Source organism: Lysinibacillus sp. GJ-1, assembly GCF_021166035.1.
Classification (GTDB): domain Bacteria; phylum Bacillota; class Bacilli; order Bacillales_A; family Planococcaceae; genus Lysinibacillus; species Lysinibacillus sphaericus.
In genome coordinates this window covers 4,118,412-4,140,758 of the sequence record NZ_CP088912.1, presented here as the reverse complement: position 1 = coordinate 4,140,758, position 22,347 = coordinate 4,118,412, and the positions used below count along the sequence as shown (strand labels likewise).

At 37.5% G+C, this 22,347-nt stretch carries 17 protein-coding genes and 1 pseudogene; 17 read left to right on the top strand and 1 reads right to left on the bottom strand.

Translation table 11 applies throughout. The annotated features are described in order from the left end of the window. Nucleotides 1–14 precede the first annotated feature (14 nt). From ligA to LO754_RS20590, 13 genes are all read left to right on the top strand, one after another. Nucleotides 15–2,012, top strand: coding sequence for an NAD-dependent DNA ligase LigA (gene ligA, locus LO754_RS20645; protein ID WP_231785170.1), 1,998 nt, complete (start codon nt 15–17; stop codon nt 2,010–2,012). Between the two features lie 131 nt (nt 2,013–2,143). Then, nucleotides 2,144–3,280, top strand: a complete 1,137-nt coding sequence (locus LO754_RS20640; RefSeq protein WP_024364472.1) for a CamS family sex pheromone protein — start codon at nt 2,144–2,146, stop codon at nt 3,278–3,280. A 287-nt stretch (nt 3,281–3,567) separates the two neighbouring features. Next, complete coding sequence (gatC, locus tag LO754_RS20635; protein ID WP_024364473.1) at nt 3,568–3,855, top strand: Asp-tRNA(Asn)/Glu-tRNA(Gln) amidotransferase subunit GatC; 288 nt, start codon at nt 3,568–3,570, stop codon at nt 3,853–3,855. A gap of 24 nt (nt 3,856–3,879) precedes the next feature. Next, complete coding sequence (gene gatA, locus LO754_RS20630) at nt 3,880–5,343, top strand: Asp-tRNA(Asn)/Glu-tRNA(Gln) amidotransferase subunit GatA (protein WP_024364474.1); 1,464 nt, start codon at nt 3,880–3,882, stop codon at nt 5,341–5,343. A 1-nt stretch (nt 5,344) separates the two neighbouring features. After that, on the top strand, nt 5,345–6,772 hold the full coding sequence (gatB, locus tag LO754_RS20625; RefSeq protein WP_069509620.1) for an Asp-tRNA(Asn)/Glu-tRNA(Gln) amidotransferase subunit GatB: 1,428 nt from the start codon (nt 5,345–5,347) through the stop codon (nt 6,770–6,772). 167 nt (nt 6,773–6,939) lie between these two features. Further along, nucleotides 6,940–7,503, top strand: a complete 564-nt coding sequence (locus tag LO754_RS20620) for a thioredoxin family protein (protein ID WP_024364476.1) — start codon at nt 6,940–6,942, stop codon at nt 7,501–7,503. A gap of 111 nt (nt 7,504–7,614) precedes the next feature. Next, nucleotides 7,615–8,529, top strand: a complete 915-nt coding sequence (locus tag LO754_RS20615; protein WP_024364477.1) for a diacylglycerol kinase — start codon at nt 7,615–7,617, stop codon at nt 8,527–8,529. 175 nt (nt 8,530–8,704) lie between these two features. Continuing rightward, entirely contained in the window at nt 8,705–9,181 is a 477-nt protein-coding gene (gene tnpA, locus LO754_RS20610; protein ID WP_024364892.1) for an IS200/IS605 family transposase, read from the top strand. Between the two features lie 419 nt (nt 9,182–9,600). Continuing rightward, entirely contained in the window at nt 9,601–10,947 is a 1,347-nt protein-coding gene (locus tag LO754_RS20605) for a cytochrome ubiquinol oxidase subunit I (protein ID WP_024364478.1), read from the top strand. Next, on the top strand, nt 10,944–11,969 hold the full coding sequence (locus tag LO754_RS20600; RefSeq protein WP_231785169.1) for a cytochrome d ubiquinol oxidase subunit II: 1,026 nt from the start codon (nt 10,944–10,946) through the stop codon (nt 11,967–11,969). The genes LO754_RS20605 and LO754_RS20600 overlap by 4 nt, the downstream gene beginning before the upstream one ends. A gap of 12 nt (nt 11,970–11,981) precedes the next feature. After that, entirely contained in the window at nt 11,982–12,104 is a 123-nt protein-coding gene (gene cydS / locus LO754_RS23560) for a cytochrome bd oxidase small subunit CydS family protein (RefSeq protein WP_255313777.1), read from the top strand. A gap of 107 nt (nt 12,105–12,211) precedes the next feature. Continuing rightward, nucleotides 12,212–13,576 carry a 23S rRNA (uracil(1939)-C(5))-methyltransferase RlmD gene (gene rlmD, locus LO754_RS20595; RefSeq protein WP_231785168.1) on the top strand — a complete coding sequence of 455 codons (1,365 nt, stop codon included), beginning with the start codon at nt 12,212–12,214 and terminating at the stop codon, nt 13,574–13,576. Nucleotides 13,577–14,204: 628 nt separating this feature from the next. Continuing rightward, nucleotides 14,205–15,059, top strand: a complete 855-nt coding sequence (locus tag LO754_RS20590; RefSeq protein WP_231785167.1) for a malate synthase — start codon at nt 14,205–14,207, stop codon at nt 15,057–15,059. Nucleotides 15,060–15,264: 205 nt separating this feature from the next. On the opposite strand, the gene LO754_RS20585 is transcribed toward LO754_RS20590, so the two are convergent. Then, nucleotides 15,265–15,990: a FadR/GntR family transcriptional regulator gene (locus tag LO754_RS20585; protein WP_108031135.1), complete on the bottom strand. Its 726-nt coding sequence runs from the start codon at nt 15,988–15,990 to the stop codon at nt 15,265–15,267. A 230-nt stretch (nt 15,991–16,220) separates the two neighbouring features. On the opposite strand from LO754_RS20585, the pseudogene LO754_RS20580 reads away from it, so the two are divergent. The 4 genes and pseudogenes from LO754_RS20580 to LO754_RS20565 all read left to right on the top strand — a co-directional run bounded on the left by LO754_RS20580 (nt 16,221) and on the right by LO754_RS20565 (nt 22,204). Continuing rightward, nucleotides 16,221–17,609 (top strand): annotated as a pseudogene (locus LO754_RS20580) (FAD-binding oxidoreductase). A gap of 11 nt (nt 17,610–17,620) precedes the next feature. Further along, complete coding sequence (locus tag LO754_RS20575) at nt 17,621–18,604, top strand: bile acid:sodium symporter family protein (RefSeq protein ID WP_108031134.1); 984 nt, start codon at nt 17,621–17,623, stop codon at nt 18,602–18,604. A 372-nt stretch (nt 18,605–18,976) separates the two neighbouring features. After that, complete coding sequence (gene ltaS, locus LO754_RS20570; protein WP_229387808.1) at nt 18,977–20,929, top strand: lipoteichoic acid synthase; 1,953 nt, start codon at nt 18,977–18,979, stop codon at nt 20,927–20,929. Nucleotides 20,930–21,250: 321 nt separating this feature from the next. Beyond that, complete coding sequence (locus LO754_RS20565) at nt 21,251–22,204, top strand: tRNA dihydrouridine synthase (RefSeq protein ID WP_029747424.1); 954 nt, start codon at nt 21,251–21,253, stop codon at nt 22,202–22,204. Nucleotides 22,205–22,347 lie beyond the last annotated feature (143 nt).

Below are 22,347 nucleotides of genomic sequence, written 5' to 3'. Positions count from 1 at the left end.
GCGGAGGAACTTAAATGAATGAAATTGAACAGCGCATAGCGGAGTTAAATAAATTATTGCATGAATATGGGCATGCGTATTACGTGCTAGATAACCCTCTAGTTGCAGATAGTGTATATGACCAACTATTACATGAACTCATTGCATTAGAAGAGGCAAATCCTTCACTTATTTATCCTGATTCACCAACACAACGTGTAGGCGGTGCAATCGTAGAAGGATTTAAGAAAGTGACGCATGATTATCCGATGCTAAGTCTGTCAAACGCATTTAATGAAGCGGACTTACAAGAGTTTGACCGTAAAATTCGTCAAGCAATCGGCGATCACTTTTCTTATGTTTGCGAATTAAAAATAGATGGTCTTGCTATTTCATTAAAATATGAGAATGGTGTTTTTGTACAAGGAGCTACACGCGGTGATGGCGTTGTAGGAGAAGATATAACAGCGAATTTAAAAACGATTCGTGCTGTGCCACTGCGCTTAAAAGAACCAATTACGATTGAAGTACGTGGCGAAGCCTATATGCCTAAAAAATCATTTGAAAAATTGAATGCCCAGCGAGCAGAAAATGGCGAAGAATTATTTGCAAATCCTCGCAATGCCGCTGCAGGTTCATTGCGTCAATTAGATCCTAAAATTGCCGCAAGTCGTCAATTATCAACCTTTATCTATGCAATTGGTGGAGATGGTGAGGCATACGGAATTGATGGACATGGCGAAATGCTAGATTATTTAGAAGGAATCGGCTTCCCTTCAAATAAGGAGCGTCAACGTTGCGCGTCCATTGAGGAAGTAGTGTCCTTTATTGAATATTGGACAGAAAACAGACCGAATTTAGCCTATGAAATTGATGGTATTGTTATCAAAGTCGACCGTTTTGCACAGCAGGATGAACTCGGCTATACGGCAAAAAGTCCAAGATGGGCAATTGCTTACAAATTCCCCGCTGAAGAAGTTGTCACAACATTACTTGATATTGATTTAACAGTAGGGCGCACTGGCGTTGTCACACCAACTGCGATTTTAGCACCGGTACTGGTAGCTGGAACTACAGTGCAACGCGCCTCTCTACACAATGAAGATTTAATTCGCGAGAAGGATATTCGCATTGGAGATACCGTCATTATCCGAAAAGCTGGTGATATTATTCCTCAAGTAGTCGGGGTATTATTAGAGCAACGTCCAGAAGATTCAACTCCTTACGAAATGCCGCCAAATTGCCCGGTATGTGATAGTGAGCTGATTCGAATTGAGGGGGAGGTTGCCTTACGCTGTGTGAATCCAGCTTGTTTTGCCCAAATTGCAGAGAGCATCAAGTACTTTGTCTCCCGTAACGCCATGAATATTGATGGGCTTGGAGAGAAGGTTGTCGAGCAACTGTTGCGCGCTGATTTAATTCATGATGTATCCGATTTATATCAGTTAACAGTGGAGCAATTAGTAGAGTTGGAACGAATGGGTGAGAAATCAGCTACCAACCTAGTGAAAGCTATTCAAGCATCTAAGGACAATTCGATGGAACGTCTATTGATTGGGTTAGGAATACGACATGTTGGAGAGAAGGCAGCGAAAATCGTGTCAGAGGAATTTGAGACGATGGAGGCGGTGATGGCTGCATCTGAAGAACAACTTGTTGCGATTCATGAAATTGGCGATAAAATGGCCTCGTCGCTCGTTGAGTATTTTGCTAATGAAGATGCCCGTGCTGTTATTAAACGACTTGCTGAAGCGGGTGTCAATATGACATATAAAGGCAAAAAGGTGGAAGTAATCGTAGGAGCCAATCCATTTGCAGGGAAAACAATCGTATTAACTGGTAAACTTGAGCAATTGACACGGAACGATGCAAAGGCGAAAATAGAAGAGTTAGGTGGAATTGTCACAGGCAGTGTTAGTAAGAAAACAGACCTTGTTATTGCTGGTTCGGATGCAGGTTCCAAACTAACGAAAGCACAACAACTAGGCATTGAAATTTGGAACGAAGATGACCTAATTGAGCAACTGACTTAACATCATTTAAAGTAAAGTTTCATAACGCAAGGAAACAGTAAAGCATGAAGAATATTTGCGCCCGAAAATTAGTGGCTTCAAATATAATTTGTCCAAGACGAATCTGATTTTAGTAAAGGGGTACTAACATAATGAAGTCATTTCGACTCATTCCAGCAATTGTAGCTGCTGCAATGCTAGTCGGCTGTGTGCCTTCGAATAAGAAGGAGACAGAGCTTACACAGGAAACGCAACAGGAAAAAGCGGAAACAACGATTATTCCTAGTCTACAGATTGATGAATCTTTTTATAAAACACTCATTCCATATAAAGAAAGTGCAAGCCGTGGATTAGTTGTTTCGAATATTTACACGAAGTATGATATGAAGGAAGTTGAAACAGGGTTAATGCGTCTTTCTCAAAATGAGTTTGACACAGAAAATTATTACTTCCAAGAAGGGCAATATTTAGCTGAAAGCACAGTAAGCTCCTGGTTAGCGCGTAGTTCACAAACGGAGGATGGTTTAAATCCTCCGACAACAGACGCTATGACGCCAGAAGAACGTGCAACAAAAGCACCTGTTTATTTAGCCCATATTGTCGAGCAAAACTACTTAAAGAAAACGGATGATAACAAAGTAAAACTAGGTGGTATTTCAATCGGGCTTGCTTTGAATTCTATTTATTATTATCAGAAAGAACAATATGGGGAGTATTACGAGGAGCCTATTCCGGAGTCTGCTCTTATTGAACAAGGCAAAAAGATGGCGGCTGAAATCGTTTCCCGTATGCGTACACGTGATGAACTAAAAGATGTACCAATTGTCGTTGGGCTATTTAAACAGCGAGCGCGCAATGAAATAATTCCAGGTACGTATTTTACTTATGGTGTTGCCAAAGAAGGGCAAAATGATATTGGCGATTGGCAGGCGCTAGATGAAGAATATGTGATGTTCCCTACAGATGACACACATGATGCTTATCGAGATGTAAGTAATAATTTTAAAAACTTCAAACAAGATGTTGATAAATATTTTTCTAACTATACGAGTGTCATCGGCACTGGCTTCTATCAAAATAAAAAAATACAAAAGCTCTCAATTGAAATTCCAATCCAATTTTTCGGCACGGCTGAAATTATTGGTTTCACACAATATTTGACGGGCGTCCTTATCAATCAATTTGATAATATTAATGTCGAAGTGAGCATTACATCGGTTAATGGTCCAGAAGCTTTAATTATGAAAGAAGCGAATGATAAAGACCCATATGTACACGTGTATGAGTAAACAATAGTCAGCCTTGTGCTGGCTATTTTTTAATGAAATGAGAACAAGGCATAGTATGCGAATAAGCCTCAAAGTACGGAAATCCGCTATGGATGATGTTGTCCATTTCAACAATAGCAGACATCATAAGACAACACTTTGTCATAGTAGTGAAAGTTTCTATATTTTTGGTGAAAGTTGTGATTTTTAGTAGGAAAAATGTTATGATAATGGGCATGGTTAACTTTATTCAACCCTATTGTTATCGATAAAAACAATGAATTGGATAGTATTCGGAGGTGTGAACAATGGCAAAATTAACAAAAGAAGAGGTTAAGCACGTTGCGAATTTAGCACGTCTTGCAATTACAGAAGAAGAAGCGGAAAAATTTGCTGAGCAACTTGGGAAAATTACTGACTTTGCAGAGCAGTTAAACGAGTTAGATACTACAAATGTTGAACCAACAACACACGTTTTACCATTAGTAAACGTAATGCGTGAAGACGTGGCAACTAAAGGTTTAGACCGCGATGTAATGATGTTAAATGTAAAAGAACAAGAAGATGGTCAAGTAAAAGTACCAGCTATCATGTAATACTAAAACATAGGAGGATTCCTCATGACGTTATTTGAACGTTCAGCAAAGGAGCTACAAGCTGATATTAAAGCTGGTAAGCTAACAATCGCTGACTTAACAAAAGAAGCATATGAACGAGTGGCAAAGCTTGACGGCGATGTACAAGCTTTCCTTGCTTCAAACGAAGAAAAAGCAACTGCACAAGCAGCTGAAATGGACAAAGTACCATTTGAAAAACGTGGACCACTTTTTGGTCTTCCTATTGGCGTGAAAGACAATATCGTAACAGAAGGCTTAGAAACAACATGTGCTTCTAAAATTCTTGAAGGATTTATGCCAATATACGATGCAACTGTTGTAAATAAGCTACGCGAAGCTGGCATGATTACAATCGGAAAATTAAACATGGATGAGTTTGCAATGGGTTCTTCAAATGAAAACTCATACTATAAAACAACAAAAAATCCATGGAACTTGAACCACGTACCAGGTGGCTCATCAGGTGCATCTGCAGCAGCAGTAGCAGCAGGAGAAGTGCCATTTTCACTTGGTTCAGATACAGGTGGCTCAATCCGCCAACCTGCAGCATATTGCGGTGTCGTAGGGATGAAACCTACATATGGTCGTGTATCTCGTTTTGGACTTGTAGCATTTGCTTCTTCGTTAGACCAAATCGGACCAATTACACGTAATGTTGAAGACAATGCGCTTCTATTAGAAGCTATTTCAGGCTTAGACCCTAACGATTCAACTTCAGCAAATGTAGAAGTACCAAACTTCGCAGCAGCACTAACTGGCGATGTGAAAGGCTTACGTATTGCTGTACCAAAAGAATTTTTAGGTGAAGGTGTTGGCGAAGCAGCACGTCAATCCGTACTGGATGCATTAGAAGTACTAAAAGGCTTAGGTGCAACAGTAGAAGAAGTATCACTTCCTCATTCTAAATATGCACTTGCAGCTTACTATATCCTATCTTCTTCTGAAGCTTCATCAAACCTTTCTCGTTTCGATGGGATCCGTTACGGCTTCCGTGCTGAAAACGTGACGAATTTAATGGACCTTTACAAAGAAACACGTGCGCAAGGCTTTGGTGATGAAGTAAAACGTCGTATCATGCTAGGAACATATTCTCTTAGCGCAGGTACTTATGACGCTTACTACAAAAAAGCGCAACAAGCACGTACACTTATCAAAGCAGACTACGACAAAGTATTCGAAGACTTTGATGTAATCATTGGACCTACTGCACCAACACCAGCATTTAAAATTGGTGAAAATGTAGATGATCCGATGACGATGTATGCTAACGATATTTTAACAATTCCTATGAACTTAGCAGGTGTGCCAGCCATTTCAATTCCATGTGGTTTTGAAAATGGTTTACCATTAGGCTTGCAAATTATCGGTAAATACTTCGATGAAGCAACAATTTACCGAGTAGCGCATGCGTTCGAGCAAGCTACTGCGTTCCATAAAGAAGTTCCTCAAATTTGGGAGGGAAAATAACATGAACTTTGAAACAGTCATTGGTTTAGAAGTACACGTTGAGTTAAAAACAAACTCAAAAATCTTCTCGCCAGCGCCAGCTCACTTCGGTGCTGAACCAAATACAAACACAACAGTAATCGACCTAGGCTACCCTGGTGTCCTACCTGTCTTAAATAAAAACGTTGTAGATTTCGCAATGCGTGCAGCACTTGCATTAAACATGGAAATCGAACAAGAAACAAAATTTGACCGTAAAAACTACTTCTATCCAGATAATCCGAAAGCTTATCAAATTTCACAATTCGATAAGCCAATCGGTAAAAACGGTTGGATTGATATTGAAGTAGATGGTTATACAAAACGTATCGGTATTACACGTCTTCATATGGAAGAAGATGCTGGTAAACTAACGCATGCTGGTGACCACTCACTTGTGGACTTTAACCGTCAAGGGACGCCACTTGTAGAAATCGTGTCTGAGCCAGATATTCGCACAGCAAATGAAGCGTATGCCTACCTTGAAAAATTAAAATCCATTATCCAATATACAGATGTTTCAGACTGTAAAATGGAAGAAGGTTCACTGCGCTGTGATGCCAACATTTCGATTCGCCCATATGGTCAAGAGGAATTCGGTACAAAAACAGAGCTTAAAAACCTGAACTCATTCAACTACGTACGTCGTGGGATTGAGCACGAAGAGTTACGCCAAGCGGACGTATTACTTTCAGGTGGCGTGATTGATCAAGAAACGCGTCGCTTTGATGAAAAAACAGGTAAAACAATTTTAATGCGCGTGAAAGAAGGAACAGATGATTATCGTTACTTCCCAGAGCCTGACTTGGTGCGTCTGTCAATCGACGATGAATGGTTAGAGCGCGTTAAATCAGAAATTCCTGAACTGCCAGATGCTCGTAAAAAACGCTATGTTGAAGAATTAGGCTTAACACCTTATGACGCGGGCGTGCTTGTTATTTCTAAAGAAATTTCGGATTTCTTTGAAGCGATGGTAGCTGATGGTGCAGATGCAAAACTTTCAGCTAACTGGTTAATGGGCGATGTTTCAGCTTATTTAAATGCTGAACAAAAAGATTTAAAAGATACAGCATTAACACCAGAAAACCTTGCTGGTATGGTGAAGTTAATTACGGACGGTACAATTTCTTCTAAAATCGGTAAAAAAGTATTTGCTGAATTAGTAGAAAATGGTGGTTCAGCTAATGACATCGTAAAAGCAAAAGGTTTAGTTCAAATTTCAGATGAGAGTGCCTTATTAGCAATTGTTACAGAAGTATTAGATAACAATGCACAATCAATCGAGGACTTTAAAAATGGTAAGGATCGTGCAATTGGCTTCTTAGTCGGTCAAATTATGAAAGCGACAAAAGGACAAGCGAACCCACCAATGGTTAATAAATTATTACAACAAGAAATTGCTAAACGCTAATTTTTTGCTATTACAACGAGTCAAGAAAGTGTCTTCACTTTCTTGGCTTTTTAAATGTAAAGACTGTACATACTAACAAAAAGTAGCACTTAATAGTTGTCTAAAAAGAGTATTCATAGCAAAATATAGAATAGAAACAATCACATCACTTAAAAAGGGGATAGTATATGAAAACTGAGCAACAATATTTTGAAGAAGCCATTTCAATTCAACAATATATGGATCAGATGACGACGCTAAAAGAAGATAGCTTTCTAATTTATGATGGTTTTGAAGTGCCAACAAACGATGGTTTTGTAACGTTACTGAAGGACAAGCAACCTAAAATTTTAACCATTACAGAAGATTGGTGCGGCGATGCAATGCTAAATAATCCAATTATTCGCCGTGTTGCTGAAGCAGCTGGATTAGATATGCGTACAGTTTTCCGTGATGCAGATACAGATTTAATCGACCGTTATTTAACAAATGGTGGACGCGCGATTCCAATGTATATTTTATTAAATGAGTCGGGACAAGTGATAGGTAAATGGGGACCACGTGCGCCAGAGTTACAGGATATTGTTGTGAACAAAAGAGCGACGTTGCCAGATAAAGAAGACCCGAATTTTGAGGAAGCACAAAAATCGCTTTACGCTGAAATTCGTGAAGACAATATTACCAACAAAACAAATTGGACTTATGTATATGAAGATTTCAGAAAACATGTAACAGCAGCATTACAAAAATAAAACACTTTGTTAGCGCCAGAGGTGTTTGCACTGGCGTAGTAATAGTAGTGCAACATTTCAACGAAAAATTCGTTGAAAGTATTAGAATCTTATGAAGCAGGAAGGTATGTTATGAAACGAGCAAGAATCATTTATAATCCTACATCTGGGCGAGAAGTGTTTAAAAAGCATCTACCAGAAGTATTGGAGAAACTAGAGGTAGCAGGCTATGAGACATCTTGTCACGCAACAACTTGTGAAGGTGATGCAATAGAGGCAGCAAAAAATGCAGTAGAACGTGGATTTGATATTATCATAGCAGTTGGTGGCGATGGGACGTTAAATGAAGTTGTTTCTGGTGTAGGCCAATTCGAAAAACGTCCGAAAATTGGTCTAATTCCTATGGGGACAACGAACGATTTTGCACGTGCTGTCCATATACCACGAAATATTGATGAAGCCGTTGATATTATTATTAAAGGCGATACCTTACCAGTTGATGTTGGATTGTTAAATGGAGAACGCTATTTCATCAATATTGCTGCTGGAGGACGTATTACTGAGCTAACGTACGAAGTACCTAGCAAAATGAAAACAATGCTTGGACAGCTTGCCTACTATTTAAAAGCAGTTGAAATGATTCCATCTATTAAGGCATCACATATGCGTATTGAATATGATGGTGAAGTATTCGATGGCGATGCCATGATGTTTTTATGTGGCTTAACGAATTCAGTAGGAGGCTTTGAAAAGCTTGCACCAGATGCGAGCATAAACGATGGCTACTTCACATTAATAGTATTAAAAAAAGTAAGCTTGCCAGAATTTATTCAACTTGCAGCAATGGCTTTACGAGGCGAGCATTTAAAGGATGATCGCGTTATTTATAAAAAAGCAAGTGTCGTAAAAGTAACGACGGATAGTGAAGTTCATTTAAATCTAGATGGTGAATATGGTGGAGATGCGCCTGCGACTTTTGAAAACTTAAAACGCCATATTGAAATTTTTGTACCAATTGAAGATATTCGTGAGGAAGACCGTATTTAGATTAACAAAAAGCGTAAATTTTATTTTATAAATTTACGCTTTTTTTATTGTATTTTTTGAAAACCCCTTGCTATGCGAGGGGTTCTAAAGAGCTTCTAGCTATGGACAAGAAAAATCCCCAGCCGTACAATAAATTCAGGTCTGGTCAACCGACTTCGTACGAAAGGGGATCCAAATGGATAATAAAAGTTTAGCACACACAACATGGAATTGTAAGTATCACATCGTCTTTGCGCCAAAATATAGAAGGCAGATTATTTATGGACAAATTAAAGTAGATGTAGGTAGAATTCTTCGCCAGTTATGTGAAAGAAAAGGAGTAGAAATTATAGAAGCAACAGCCTGTCCTGATCATATTCATATGTTGGTAAGTATTCCACCAAAATTAAGTGTTTCATCGTTTGTGGGTTATTTGAAAGGGAAAAGTAGTTTAATGATATTCGACCGACATGCGAACCTGAAATACAAATATGGAAACAGGAAGTTTTGGTGTCGCGGATATTATGTAGATACAGTAGGAAGAAACAGAAAAATCATTCAGGAATATATAAAAAATCAATTACAAGAGGATATTCTTGAGGATCAAATGAGCATGAAAGAATTCATTGATCCATTTACAGGAGAAGAAATAAAAGCAAAAAAGCGAAAATGATAAAACCACTTTAGTGGTAGCGTGAAAACGGAGTGCGGTTGGCGGACCTTTCAGTGTGTCTTTAGACATGGTACTAGTACCCCAGCGTTTCACGCGTAGAGCAAACCACCAGTTAGACTGGTGGTTCTGATTTTATTTCCATATAATGAAGGGTTGTGAACGAATTAAGAAAAATGTTTGGCAAATGTGCGTATATTACTTGAACAAAATTTGAAACCTTTATAATAGTAGAAATATCGGACCATTATAAAGGTTTTTTCGTTGGAATAGTGGAAAATATGGGTATGGGAAAGGGAAAGGAAGTGGTGCAGTTGTATAAGTCACAGGAAAAAAAGCTTATTTGGTTAAGTTTTGGTGTTGCAATTATCATGCTACTTTCCATACTTGGAAGAATATTTGGAAGTTAGGAGGGCAATGAGATGATTAATGAATCAGCAGTCTTTTGGAGTCGTGCGTTAACGGAGCTTACGTTATCATTCCACATCATTTATGCAACGATTGGTGTCGGTGTGCCGTTAATGATCATGATTGCACAATGGACTGGATATAAAAAGAATGATGAACATTATATTTTGATGGCGCGACGTTGGGCACGGGGTTTCGTCATTACCGTTGCTGTAGGAGTCGTAACAGGAACAGCTATTGGATTGCAATTATCGTTACTATGGCCGAATTTTATGCAACTTGCAGGGCAAACGATAGCATTACCGCTCTTTATGGAAACCTTTGCATTTTTCTTTGAAGCCATTTTCTTAGGAATTTATTTATATACATGGGATCGCTTTGATAGCCAGAAAAAGCATATGTTACTCCTAATACCTGTTGCAGTTGGTGCATCCATGTCAGCTGTCTTTATCACAATGGTAAATGCCTTTATGAACGCACCTCAAGGCTTTGATATTGTGGACGGACAGCTTGTAAATATTCAACCATTTCTAGCAATGTTTAACCCGGCTATGCCAACAAAAGTTGCGCATGTTCTCGTTACAGCCTATATGACATCAGCATTCGTCTTGGCAGCCATTGCAGGTTACCGTATGCTCAAAGGCTCAGATCATGTTTACCATAAAAAGTCTCTATTTTTACTGATGAAAATCGGTTTAGTTTCATCAATTGCAGCAGCAATTATAGGCGATTTCTCAGGTAAATACTTAGCGGAATACCAACCAGAAAAATTAGCAGCGGCTGAATGGCATTTTGAAACAACAGATAAAGCTTCATTGGTTTTATTCGGTGTATTGGATGGCGAGGAAGTTAAGTATGCCATCAAGGTTCCTTATGCTTTAAGTATACTAGCACGCAATAATCCAAATGCAGAAGTTATTGGTTTAGATCAATATGCGGAGGAAGACAGACCACCACTTTATATACACTATCTTTTTAATATTATGGTCTTTATCGGCATGTTTATGGTATTAGTGTCTTTCCTTTACGTAGTAGGGAAACCACGAGGTTGGCGCTTTATTCATGCACGATGGTTTAGATGGATTATTGTAGCAGGTGCTCCACTGTCAATTATTGCGATTGAAGCCGGTTGGTGGCTTGCGGAAGTTGGACGTCAACCGTGGATATTATACGGTATTATGCGCACACCAGAAGGCGCTACAACGAGCGATCATGTAGATTTAATGATGCTGTTATTCACAGGTGTGTATACTGTACTTGGAATAGGAAGTACAGTCGTATTAGTTCGTATGTTTAAAAAGAATCCGATTGAACGTGAAATTGAAGATCGGCATACAGAAAAGGGCGGTGACATCATATGACATTAGAAGTGCTAGGAATTTCAGTTTTATGGATATTCCTTTTCGGTTATGTGATGGTGGCATCTATTGATTTTGGGGCAGGATTTTTCAATGCTTACAGTTTACTTATTGGAAAAAATCATGTCATAACTAATATTATTAAGCGTTATTTATCGCCTGTATGGGAAGTAACAAATGTCTTTTTAGTATTTTTCTTTGTAGGGATTGTAGGATTCTTTCCACAAACCGCCTTCTATTATGGAACGATTTTGCTTGTCCCAGTCAGCATTTCTTTAGTGTTGTTGGCAATTCGAGGGTCGTATTATGCATTTGAGGCGTACGGGGCACGCGGACATATTGGATACACGCTGACATATGGCGTATCAGGTTTATTGATTCCAGCTTCGCTCTCTGTTGTCTTTGCTATTGCAGGTGGCGGTTATGTAGACATTGTGGAAGGGCAACCTGTATTGAATTATTGGACATTATATACAAGTACATTTGCTTGGAGTATTGTCGTATTAAGTATAGCGGCTGTTCTTTATATATCTGCAGTATTTTTAACGTGGTATGCACATAAAGCAACTGATGTAGAGGCTACAAATTTAATGCGAAAATACGCCCTTATTTGGGCAGCACCTTTAATGATTAGTGCACTTGGTATTATGTATGAGATGAAATCCATTAACCCTGAAAGCTATCAGCATATGGTTAATTTATGGTGGATGTTTGCTATTTCTGCCGTATTATTTATCATTACAGTGATATTACTATGGATGCGAAAAAATTACGGTCTTGCAGTAGGATTATTAATCGCTCAGTTCGCGGTAGCATTTTTCGCCTATGGCATCGCACAATATCCATATTTACTGTATCCGTATTTAACAATTTACGATAGCTTCACAAGCACGCAAATGGTCATTGCATTAGTCATCGTCTTTATTTTGGGATTATGCTTACTTCTGCCTTCGCTTTATTTATTGTTGAAATTATTCCTATTCAACAAAAATTACGTGACAGGAAAAGAAGACCATCATGCATAGGGGGATATAGGTATGGAAAAAATCGAAATATTTTATGCGCCGTTTATAGTCGTCATTATTAGTATCATCATTATGTTTTGGTGGGCACCAAAGGATGATTATGTAAGAAAAAATAAGAAAGAGAGTCGCGAATAGCGGCTCTTTTTTAGCAAAATTAGCACAACCTGATAAATTCAAGCCTTGTTCTTTTTTCCTCCGCTATCACATGCTACAATAAGGAGATTGAAATGGAGGATGTACGAATGTCAGCACCCGTAAAAAAGAATGACCAACTTACAGTTTATATAGAAGATTTAACACATGATGGCAATGGTGTCGCAAAAGTCGAAGGCTATCCATTATTTATCCAAGGGGCTTTACCGAATGAAACAGCAGAAGTCCATGTTTTAAAAACATTAAAAAATTATGGCTTTGCAAAAGTCTTGGATATTTTAAAGCCTTCACCTGATCGAGTAGAAGCACCTTGTGATTATTTCAAGCAATGTGGGGGCTGTCAGTTACAGCACTTATCGTATGAAGGTCAGTTAAAGTGGAAGGAAAATATGGTGCGTAATGTTATGCAACGTCTAGGCAAAATCGACGCACCCGTTTTACCAGTGAAAGGGATGGAGGAACCATGGCAATATCGTAATAAGGCCAAAATTCCATTTTCCACAAATGACGCTGGTCAAGTGATTGCTGGTTTTTACAAAACAAAATCCCATACCATTGTCGATATGGATCGCTGTCTCATTCAAACGGGCGAGGCAGATGCAATTCTTTCTGGTCTAAAAAAAGAATTAACAGCTATCGGCATGCAACCATATAATGAGGCATCACATGAAGGCATGCTACGTCACGTCGTAATCCGTACAGCACGTGCAACAGGTGAGGTCATGGTTGTACTTGTGACGAAAAAGAAAAAATTCCCGCAAAAAGATGCCGCTGTAGCGAGCATACTAAAGCTAGTACCAAATGTTACATCCATTATGCAAAACATCAATAGCGATAAAACAAACGTTATTTTTGGTGATGAAACGATTAACCTTTGGGGCAAAGACGTCATTATTGACGCTATCGGCGATGTCCGCTTTGAAATTTCAGCACGTTCTTTCTATCAGGTAAATCCACAGCAAACCGAAGTGCTTTACAAGCAAGCGCTTGACTATGCTGATTTACAAGGACATGAACGTGTCATTGATGCCTATTGCGGCATCGGTACCATCTCTTTATTCCTAGCACAAAAAGCAAAAGCGGTGATGGGTGTTGAAATTGTACCCCAAGCTATTGAAGATGCAAAACGCAATGCAGAGCTAAACGGCTTTACCAATACGTACTTCGAGGCAGGCCCAGCAGAGGAAGTCATTCCACGCTGGTATAAGGAAGGCAAGGAAGCGGATGTCCTAGTTGTCGACCCACCACGTAAAGGATGCGACGAAGCCCTTTTACAAACGATTTTAGAGCAGCGTCCTAAACGCGTAGTATACGTATCATGTAACCCAGCCACACTCGCACGCGACCTACGCATCTTGGAAGATGGCGGATACAAAACACAAGAAATACAACCAGTTGATATGTTCCCGCACTCTACACATTGTGAGGCTGTTGCGTGGTTGGCGTTAGTTTAATATACAAGGGACACATATATTATTGATTGATTCGAAAAATTTAACAGCATTCCTATAAAACTTGAAAAAGTAGATATTTTCAATACAGACCTTGATTTTGCAAATAACTTTTGCGAAATTGGGGTCTTTTTTATATGGAACTTAATTGGGAAATGTGAATGTTCAGCCTATAGGATTAGTACATAGATTTCCTCCCATTCTTTCTAGGAAAGGAACTACTTATATGATTTATTTTATGAAGATTTCCTATGCTTAACACCGGAAATCAGTTGCATTTTATAGGGGCTTTTCAGAAGCTTTGTGACTTTTTATAAGGCTCTAATTTCATGAGGATTTAGAGAATAATTTTTAATTTTACCTCATAATAAAATATGTTGTCAACAATAAGTTTGTGATTTTTATAAAAAATGTTATAATAGTCTTATAATTGTTTTTTTAAATCGTATTTCGAATTCCGCTGATCTTTTTTGCAGATAGAATTTGGATACGTTTTTTTAATATCCCTTATTAAGACGAAGAAAAAAATTAAAACAGTTATGTGGGCTTTTTGAGGTAGGTAGTTGAATTAAATAATTAATTGACTATCTAATAGTAACCGAGGTTTTATTCCATAAGGAGGACTAGAATAATGAATCTAATTAATAAAAAAGTTACACATAAGCGTTTTGGCATGGGTAGTATCGTTAAACATAATGAGTCCATTATTGAAATACATTTTGCAACAGAAAATAAAATGTTTGTTTTTCCTGATGTATTTGGAAAGTACTTAAAATTACATGATAAAAGTGATGCTCAGTTAATTGAAAAAATAATACAAAAAAAGGAAATTGAACGTAAGGAAGAAGAAATGAGGAAGGAAGAAGAAGAAAAACTGCAACGAAGAAACCAAAAACTTCGCTTAGAACACGAAAAACTGATGAAACATCATAAACTGCATCCAGAATCTCAAATGGTTTTTAAATGTGACACAGAAGAACAGACTAGTTCTTTGTTAGAGTGGAAGGTTTTTTCAGGCGCTATAAAAAGTGGTAATAACAAAGGAAAGCCAAACAAACCTAACCGCATGCACCAAAATAGCGCTGTCCTATTAACAGCATTAGATTCCGGCATGTCAGAAAAAGACAGACGTATTTTAGGTGTTTATATGGTGAATGAAGATTTTATCGGTAAGCTGTGTGAAGATGGGAATATTCCGGCTCATTCAAAATACAGACTCCAACTTACAGAACAGGAATCGAATCAGCTACTTTTTTGGAAATATTATATAGATAAAAAATACCCTAACAAAATGACATGGAATACAGGTAAATACCGTTATTTTGATAATTTATGGATGGCTCAAATTTTACTTGATATCGTTTCATTGAAAAGTGAACCAACAGAACGAGAACTTGCACAACAATTTTTAAAACATTTTTGTAAAATGAATCAGATAACAGCTCATGATTTACCAAAGCCGAATGGGGCATTATTGCGTATTTAGACGTTATCCCAAAGATAATAAGAATGACAGGGAACTGACATGTTTTTATACAATCTTTTATCAAAAACGAATTCTTATTAATGGGATTCGTTTTTTTTTGTATGAAATATAAATAAGATCTACTGATTTATGTATTTTTAGTTTTTGTCAAAAAAGCCAAGGATTTAATATCAATCCGTGGCTTTTTTTATTGAGTAGATGCAGTTTATTTATGTTGTTCGCCAATATGATTGAAAAGGGAGGCGGTCAATTCTCTTCGGATTTGCTTAATATGCTTTTCCATTAGTTGTTTGGCTTGCGTGGCATCACCGGCTGCGATGGCCAAGTAAATTTCTTTATGTTCATCTATAGTTTCTTGCGTACGGTCTAAGTCTTTCAAGCGCTGTGTTCGGGTCACACGGATTGTATCTTGCATATGTTCGCTAAGGGTTTGAAATAATTGTGAGAAGATTGAATTATGAGCAGCGAGAACGATATTAATATGGAAGCTTAAATCAGCTTGAATGCCTAGTTCCACGTCATTTTTTACTTGATTCATCATTTCCAATGCTTGCCCAATTCGTTCTAAGTCTTCAGAAGTGGCTCGTTGTGAAGCTAAAAAGGCACATTCTACTTCAAGTGTTTGGCGAAGCTCTAGCATTTCATAAATAAGTTTTTTTTCTGTTTTTAAAATGGTAGAGGAAAGCTCTTGTCCTAATGAATGGCATTCAGGTGATTTCAGAAAACTGCCACTGCCTTGTTTAATGTCTATAATTCCTTTTATTTCAAGCTTTCGCAGTGCCTCTCTAACCGATGTTCGACTTACATTAAAGCGACTCGCTAATTCTCTTTCCGTCGGTAGTTTTTCTCCAGGCTGTAATTCTCCATTTAAAAAATATTCCTGTATTTGATCTACAATAACTTGATAAGCTTTTTTCTTTGGTTGCAGCATTTCCTATGTCCTTCCCCTCAATTACATAGTAAAAGTATAAACGCTTTAATCATACAGAATTCCCACCTCGTTAGCAATGAAAGAAAATTATTAATTATTGATATTTTCTGAATATTAAGTATAATAAAAATGGTTGGACCAATTATAATATTTATGAAGATTGGTATAACCTATTCATTTATCATTCATGATTTTGGGAAAATGGGAGAAAAAAAGGGGAGAATAAAATGATGGCAAGTGTAACAAATGAACAATTGGTGAGCGCGCTACAAGGTGTTCTGTCAGAAAGCCAAGTAACGATCAATCAAACAATTTTAGAACAACATAGTAGTGATGAATCTTATCATCAAGCTAGTTTGCCGGATATCGTTGTGTTTCCAACAACAACTGAACAAGTGAGTCACATACTAACTATTGCAAATCAATATAAAGTTCCAATTGTCCCATTTGGCAGAGGAACAAGCTTGGAAGGACATGTAATTCCTTATGAACAAGGGATTACCATTGATTTTTCAGACATGAACAACATAGTAGAAGTGAGGGAGAAGGACTTTCTCGTAAAAGTTCAACCAGGGGTAACGCGTTCGCAGTTAAATAAAGAGTTAAAAAAATACGGTTTGTTTTTTTCAGTGGACCCTGGGGCAGATGCAACACTAGGTGGAATGGCCGCGACAAATGCGAGTGGCACAACGTCTGTTAAATATGGAGTAATGCGCGATCAAGTTCGAGATTTAGAAGTTGTGCTGTCAGATGGTACGGTTATTCATACCGGTAATTTAGCGGAAAAATCTTCATCTGGCTTTCATTTGAACGGTCTTTTTGTAGGGTCTGAAGGAACGCTCGGTTGCTTTACGGAATTGACGCTAAAAGTTTATGGACTTCCTGAATATGTAATGGCTGCTCGAGCATCTTTCAAAACAGTCAATGATGCAGTCGAAGCAGTCGTTAGTATTTTACAGGCCTGAATTCCAATCGCAAGAGTCGAACTGGTTGATGAACCTTCTATGAAACAAGTGAACTTGCATAGTAAAACAGCTTATGAGGAGCAACCAACGTTATTTTTAGAGTTTCATGGAAATGAAGATGGTTTAAAGCAAGACGTTGATTTTATGAAAGAAATTGTAGCAGAGCATAATTGTCAAAATATAGTTTTTGAGACTGACAATGCAGCGCGAAATCAGCTATGGGAAGCTCGCCATAATTTAGCTTACGCCTATGTCCATGGACATCCAGGAAAAAAACTGATGGTGACAGATGTTTGTTTGCCGATTTCTGAGTTAGCAGGGGCTATTGAACATGCGAGAAAAACACTGAATATGTTTGCCCTTACAGGGGGGATTGTTGGACATGTCGGTGATGGCAATTTCCATGTTCTTTTAATGATTGATATGCAGGATGCTAATGACATAGCAAAGGCGGATGAATTTAATGAATTAATTGTTATGTATGCGCTTGAACGAGGGGGAACTTGTACAGGAGAGCATGGTGTCGGTATAGGGAAACAGAAATACCAAGAGAAAGAACATGGGAAAGCACTGCTTGTGATGGAAAAGATTAAACAAGCGCTTGATCCGGATGCACTGTTGAATCCAAATAAAATATTAAAAATAAAGAAATAGGGAGTGGGAATATGAAAATATTAGAAGCGATTAGTACGATAGCTGGAAAATACTTTGCGCTATGGGTCATCTGCATAGCTGTTATTGCTTTTATCATTCCCGACCCATTTTTACTATTTGGGGGCTATATTACAATATTGCTCGGCATCGTTATGTTTGGTATGGGACTAACGTTGAAAGCGGTTGATTTCAAATTAATTTTAACGAATCCAGTGCCCGTTATTATTGGTGTTTGTGCTCAATATCTTATTATGCCGCTGACTGCTTTTTCCATTGCCTATATCATGAACTTACCCGCAGAATTAGCGGCAGGGCTTGTTCTTCTCGGTTCAGTTCCAGGGGGTACTGCTTCGAACGTCATGGTGTATTTAGCGAAGGGCAATGTCCCATTATCCATTACGATGACTTCCTTTTCAACGTTATTAGCGCCAATTGCCACACCATTCATACTTCTATTACTTGCAGGTAAATGGATGCCGGTCGATCCAATGGCAATGTTTACTTCTATTATTCAAGTGATTATTTTGCCGATTATTTTGGGGATTGTTATTCGGAAATTTGCCCCACAGATTGTAGAAAAGAGCATTAACGTCATTCCTCTTATCTCAGTAGTGGCTATTATCATTATTGTCTCTGCAGTTGTTGCTGGCAATGTTGATAGCATAGCATCGGCAGGATTTATTATTTTTACGGCAGTAATGCTTCATAATGCATTTGGACTGCTGCTTGGCTATTTAACCGCGCTACTATTAGGACTTGATGAAAGTAATCGGAGAGCGATTTCCATTGAAGTGGGGATGCAAAACTCTGGTCTTGGGGTAGCATTAGCCACTGCCCATTTTGGTCCGTTAGCTGCCTTACCGAGTGTTCTTGGTGCTGTGTGGCATAATATTTCCGGTCCAATTCTTGCTACTTATTGGTCGAAAAAAACGGAAAACATTGAACATCAGCTTAGTGAAAAAATACAAGAAAGCAACGTCGAAACACAAGTATAAGAGATGGTAGACGTTATCAATATAATAAGACAAGAACGAATTCCAATTTTGCTGGAATTCGTTCTTCTTTTTGCTCGTTATAGGTATGTTACGATCGATTTCTTTTAGGATAAATCTTTTCACAAATAAATGTATTGTCAAAGGTTAGTAAAACTAATGTTTGTAGGATGTTTTTATGGCAAGCATAGCAGCAGTAGTGAGAAACGAAACTTATTCTCTTGCAATATCGTCTACAACTTGACAGAAGTGCGAAAACGGGAGTATTATACATTAGCTACCGAAAAAAAGCTATAGTGAAGTAATAATTTTCCGAAATTTATACGAACAATCTAACATTAGATTTCTATTAATAAGTAATAGGTAGGTGCAGAAATGAAAAGTCTAATAAGTAAAAAAAGTGACTTATTAAACAGTTTTTTAGGGATATATATAGTAGCTGTAGTCATGTTATGGATGAAAACATACATCACGCAAACAGCACAATTTGATTTAGGTGTAGAAGGAGCACTTCAACATTTCCTTTTACTCTTAAATCCACTAGGTTCAGCAATGCTATTTTTAGGGATTGCTTTTTTAATTAGAGGAAAGAAAAGATATACATTACTGCTTGTTATTTACACGCTGATGTCAATTCTTTTATATGCTAATGTAGTGTATTACAGATTTTTTAGTGATTTTATTACATTACCGACCATTTTCCAAACGCAAAACTTTGGCGATTTAGGTGGTAGTATTCTTTCATTATTAAAACCTTATGATATTTTGTTCTTTGTGGATGTCGTTGTCATGTTTTATTTACGATTCTCAAGCAAAGTTCCAAAAGAAACAAAATCATTTGGATATAAAAAAGCAATGACGATTATTGCTTTTGCATTAATCGTATCAGTTGTCAATTTAGGATTAGCTGAGGCTAGTCGCCCTCAACTATTAACGCGAGGGTTTGATAGAAACTATATTGTGAAATATTTAGGTATGTATAACTATACGATTTATGACTCAGTAGAAACGATGAAAGCTTCCTCACAAAGAGCGTTGGCTGATAGTAGTGATATTACCGAAGTAATTAACTATACAAAATCGAACTACGCTAATCCGAATGCAAAATATTTTGGTGCAGCAAAAGGAATGAACGTAATTTATTTACACTTAGAATCATTCCAAAACTTCCTAATCGACTATAAATTAAACGGTCAAGAAGTTACACCATTTTTAAATTCATTAGCAAAAGATAATCATACATTGTATTTCGATAATTTCTTCCATCAAACAGGTCAAGGTAAAACGTCTGATGCAGAATTTATGTTAGAAAACTCTTTATTCGGATTACCACAAGGTTCTGCCTATATTACAAAAGCACAAAATACGTATCAAGCAGCACCAAGTATTTTAAAAGATTATGGTTATACATCGGCTGTCTTCCACGGTAACAACGGAAGCTTCTGGAACCGAAATGTTATATATAAATCATTTGGATTTGATAAGTTTTATGATGCAAGTTATTATGACACAGCCTCTTCAGATAACATGGCTGAATATGGTTTGTTAGATAAACCGTTCTTTGAACAATCGCAAAGCTTTTTAAATTCTTTACCACAACCGTTTTATACTAAATTAATTACGGTAGGGAACCATTATCCATATAAAATGAATCAAGACTTAGTAACAATCGATAAAGCGAATACAGGCGATGCAAGTGTAGATAATTATTTCCAAACAGCACGCTATGCCGACGAAGCAATTGAACAAATGTTTAATCAACTAAAAGAATCAGGTTTATATGATAATTCAATGATTGTTCTTTATGGTGACCATTATGGTATTTCAGACAATCATAATGCAGCAATGGAACAAGTTTTGGGGAAAGAAATTACACCATATGAAAGTGCTAATTTACAACGTGTCCCATTATTTATTCATGTTCCAGGTATGCAAGGTGGTATCAACCATACGTATGGTGGTCAAACAGACTTGCTTCCAACACTTTTACATTTACTAGGAATTGATACGCAAAACTTTATTCAATTCGGTTCAGACTTATTATCAGATGAGCATAATGAAATTGTGCCATTTAGAAATGGCGATTTTGTGAGTCCAGAGATTTATTCAATTAATGAAAAATTTTATGATAATAAAACTGGATTACTACTAGATGATAGTCAACTAGAGGCAGCACAAGCTATTAAAAAAGAAGTAGATTTTAAATTAGGCTTATCTGACAAAGTAGTGAATGGTGATTTACTGCGATTTTATAAACCAACAGGTTATACGCCAGTAGATCCTTCAAAGTACAATTACAACAAAGATGACAGTATAGAAGCTAAATAATAATTAGTAGGCAGTTCAAGATGATGAGTTTGATATCACGAAGTTTATGATATTGTACCGTTAGCTAGGACTGCCTTTTCGCTTTTTAACACGAGCTGCTAGTGCATAGTATTTCCTGATTTTAGAAGTTAGAAATCTAATTAAAGTAGGAACTGTATGAAGATAAATAACAAAAGCTAGGTTATACTATAATAATGACTTTATTGCTGAAACTAGCATTACGGTGTTAAGGACGATTCGTTTTTAGAAGTAGAAGCAATGAAGTTTTAGGGGATAAGTGAATAACCGAATATCCTATAATGAGAGGGTTTGAAGTAAAATATGACGAATAATTTTTGGCGGGATTTACCGCGACCATTTTTTGTACTTGCTCCAATGGAAGATGTGACGGATGTTGTGTTTCGTCATGTCGTAAGTAAAGCAGGTAGACCAGATGTATTTTTTACCGAGTTTACAAATTCAGATAGCTATTGTCATCCAGAGGGTCAGAAAAGTGTGCGAGGACGTTTGCTTTTTACTGAAGATGAACAGCCTATGGTTGCTCATATATGGGGAGATAATCCTGAATATTTTAGACAAATGAGTATTGGTATGGCGGAGCTTGGTTTTAAAGGTGTTGATATTAATATGGGCTGTCCTGTACCGAATGTGGCTTCACGAGGCAAGGGAAGCGGTCTTATTTTACGTCCTGATGTTGCTGCGGAACTTATTCAAGCAGCGAAAGCGGGTGGACTGCCTGTCAGTGTGAAAACAAGACTTGGCTTCACAGAAGTGGATGAGTGGCAGGAATGGCTTACACATATTTTAAAACAAGATATCGCCAACTTATCAATCCATCTGCGTACGAGAAAAGAAATGAGCCAAGTAGAAGCACACTGGGAGCTAATTCCGGAAATTAAAAAATTACGAGATCAAATTGCGCCAAATACGCTATTAACAATCAATGGAGACATCCCTGACCGTGCAACAGGTATGAAGCTAGTTGAACAATATGGTGTGGATGGCGTGATGATTGGACGAGGTATTTTTAAAAACCCATTTGCTTTTGAAAAAGAGCCAAAGGAACATAGTAGTAAAGAATATCTTGATCTTTTAAGATTACAGCTTGATCTTCAAGATCAATATGCTGAGGAGCTACCACGCTCAGTTACTGCGCTGCATCGCTTTTTCAAAATCTATGTTAAAGGATTCCGCGGGGCAAGTGAATTAAGAAATCAGTTAATGAATACAAAGACAACGGATGAAGTACGCGAATTGCTCAATCAATTTGAATAGGTGCCAGTCACTCAAACAATTCTAAATTGTTTGAGTGACTGGCACGTACTACATTCTTACTACGTAGTATCTTAATATTACTTATATTTACCTAATATTCTTTAGATAATACTACTAGTGTCGACAAAAATTGACATGTAATT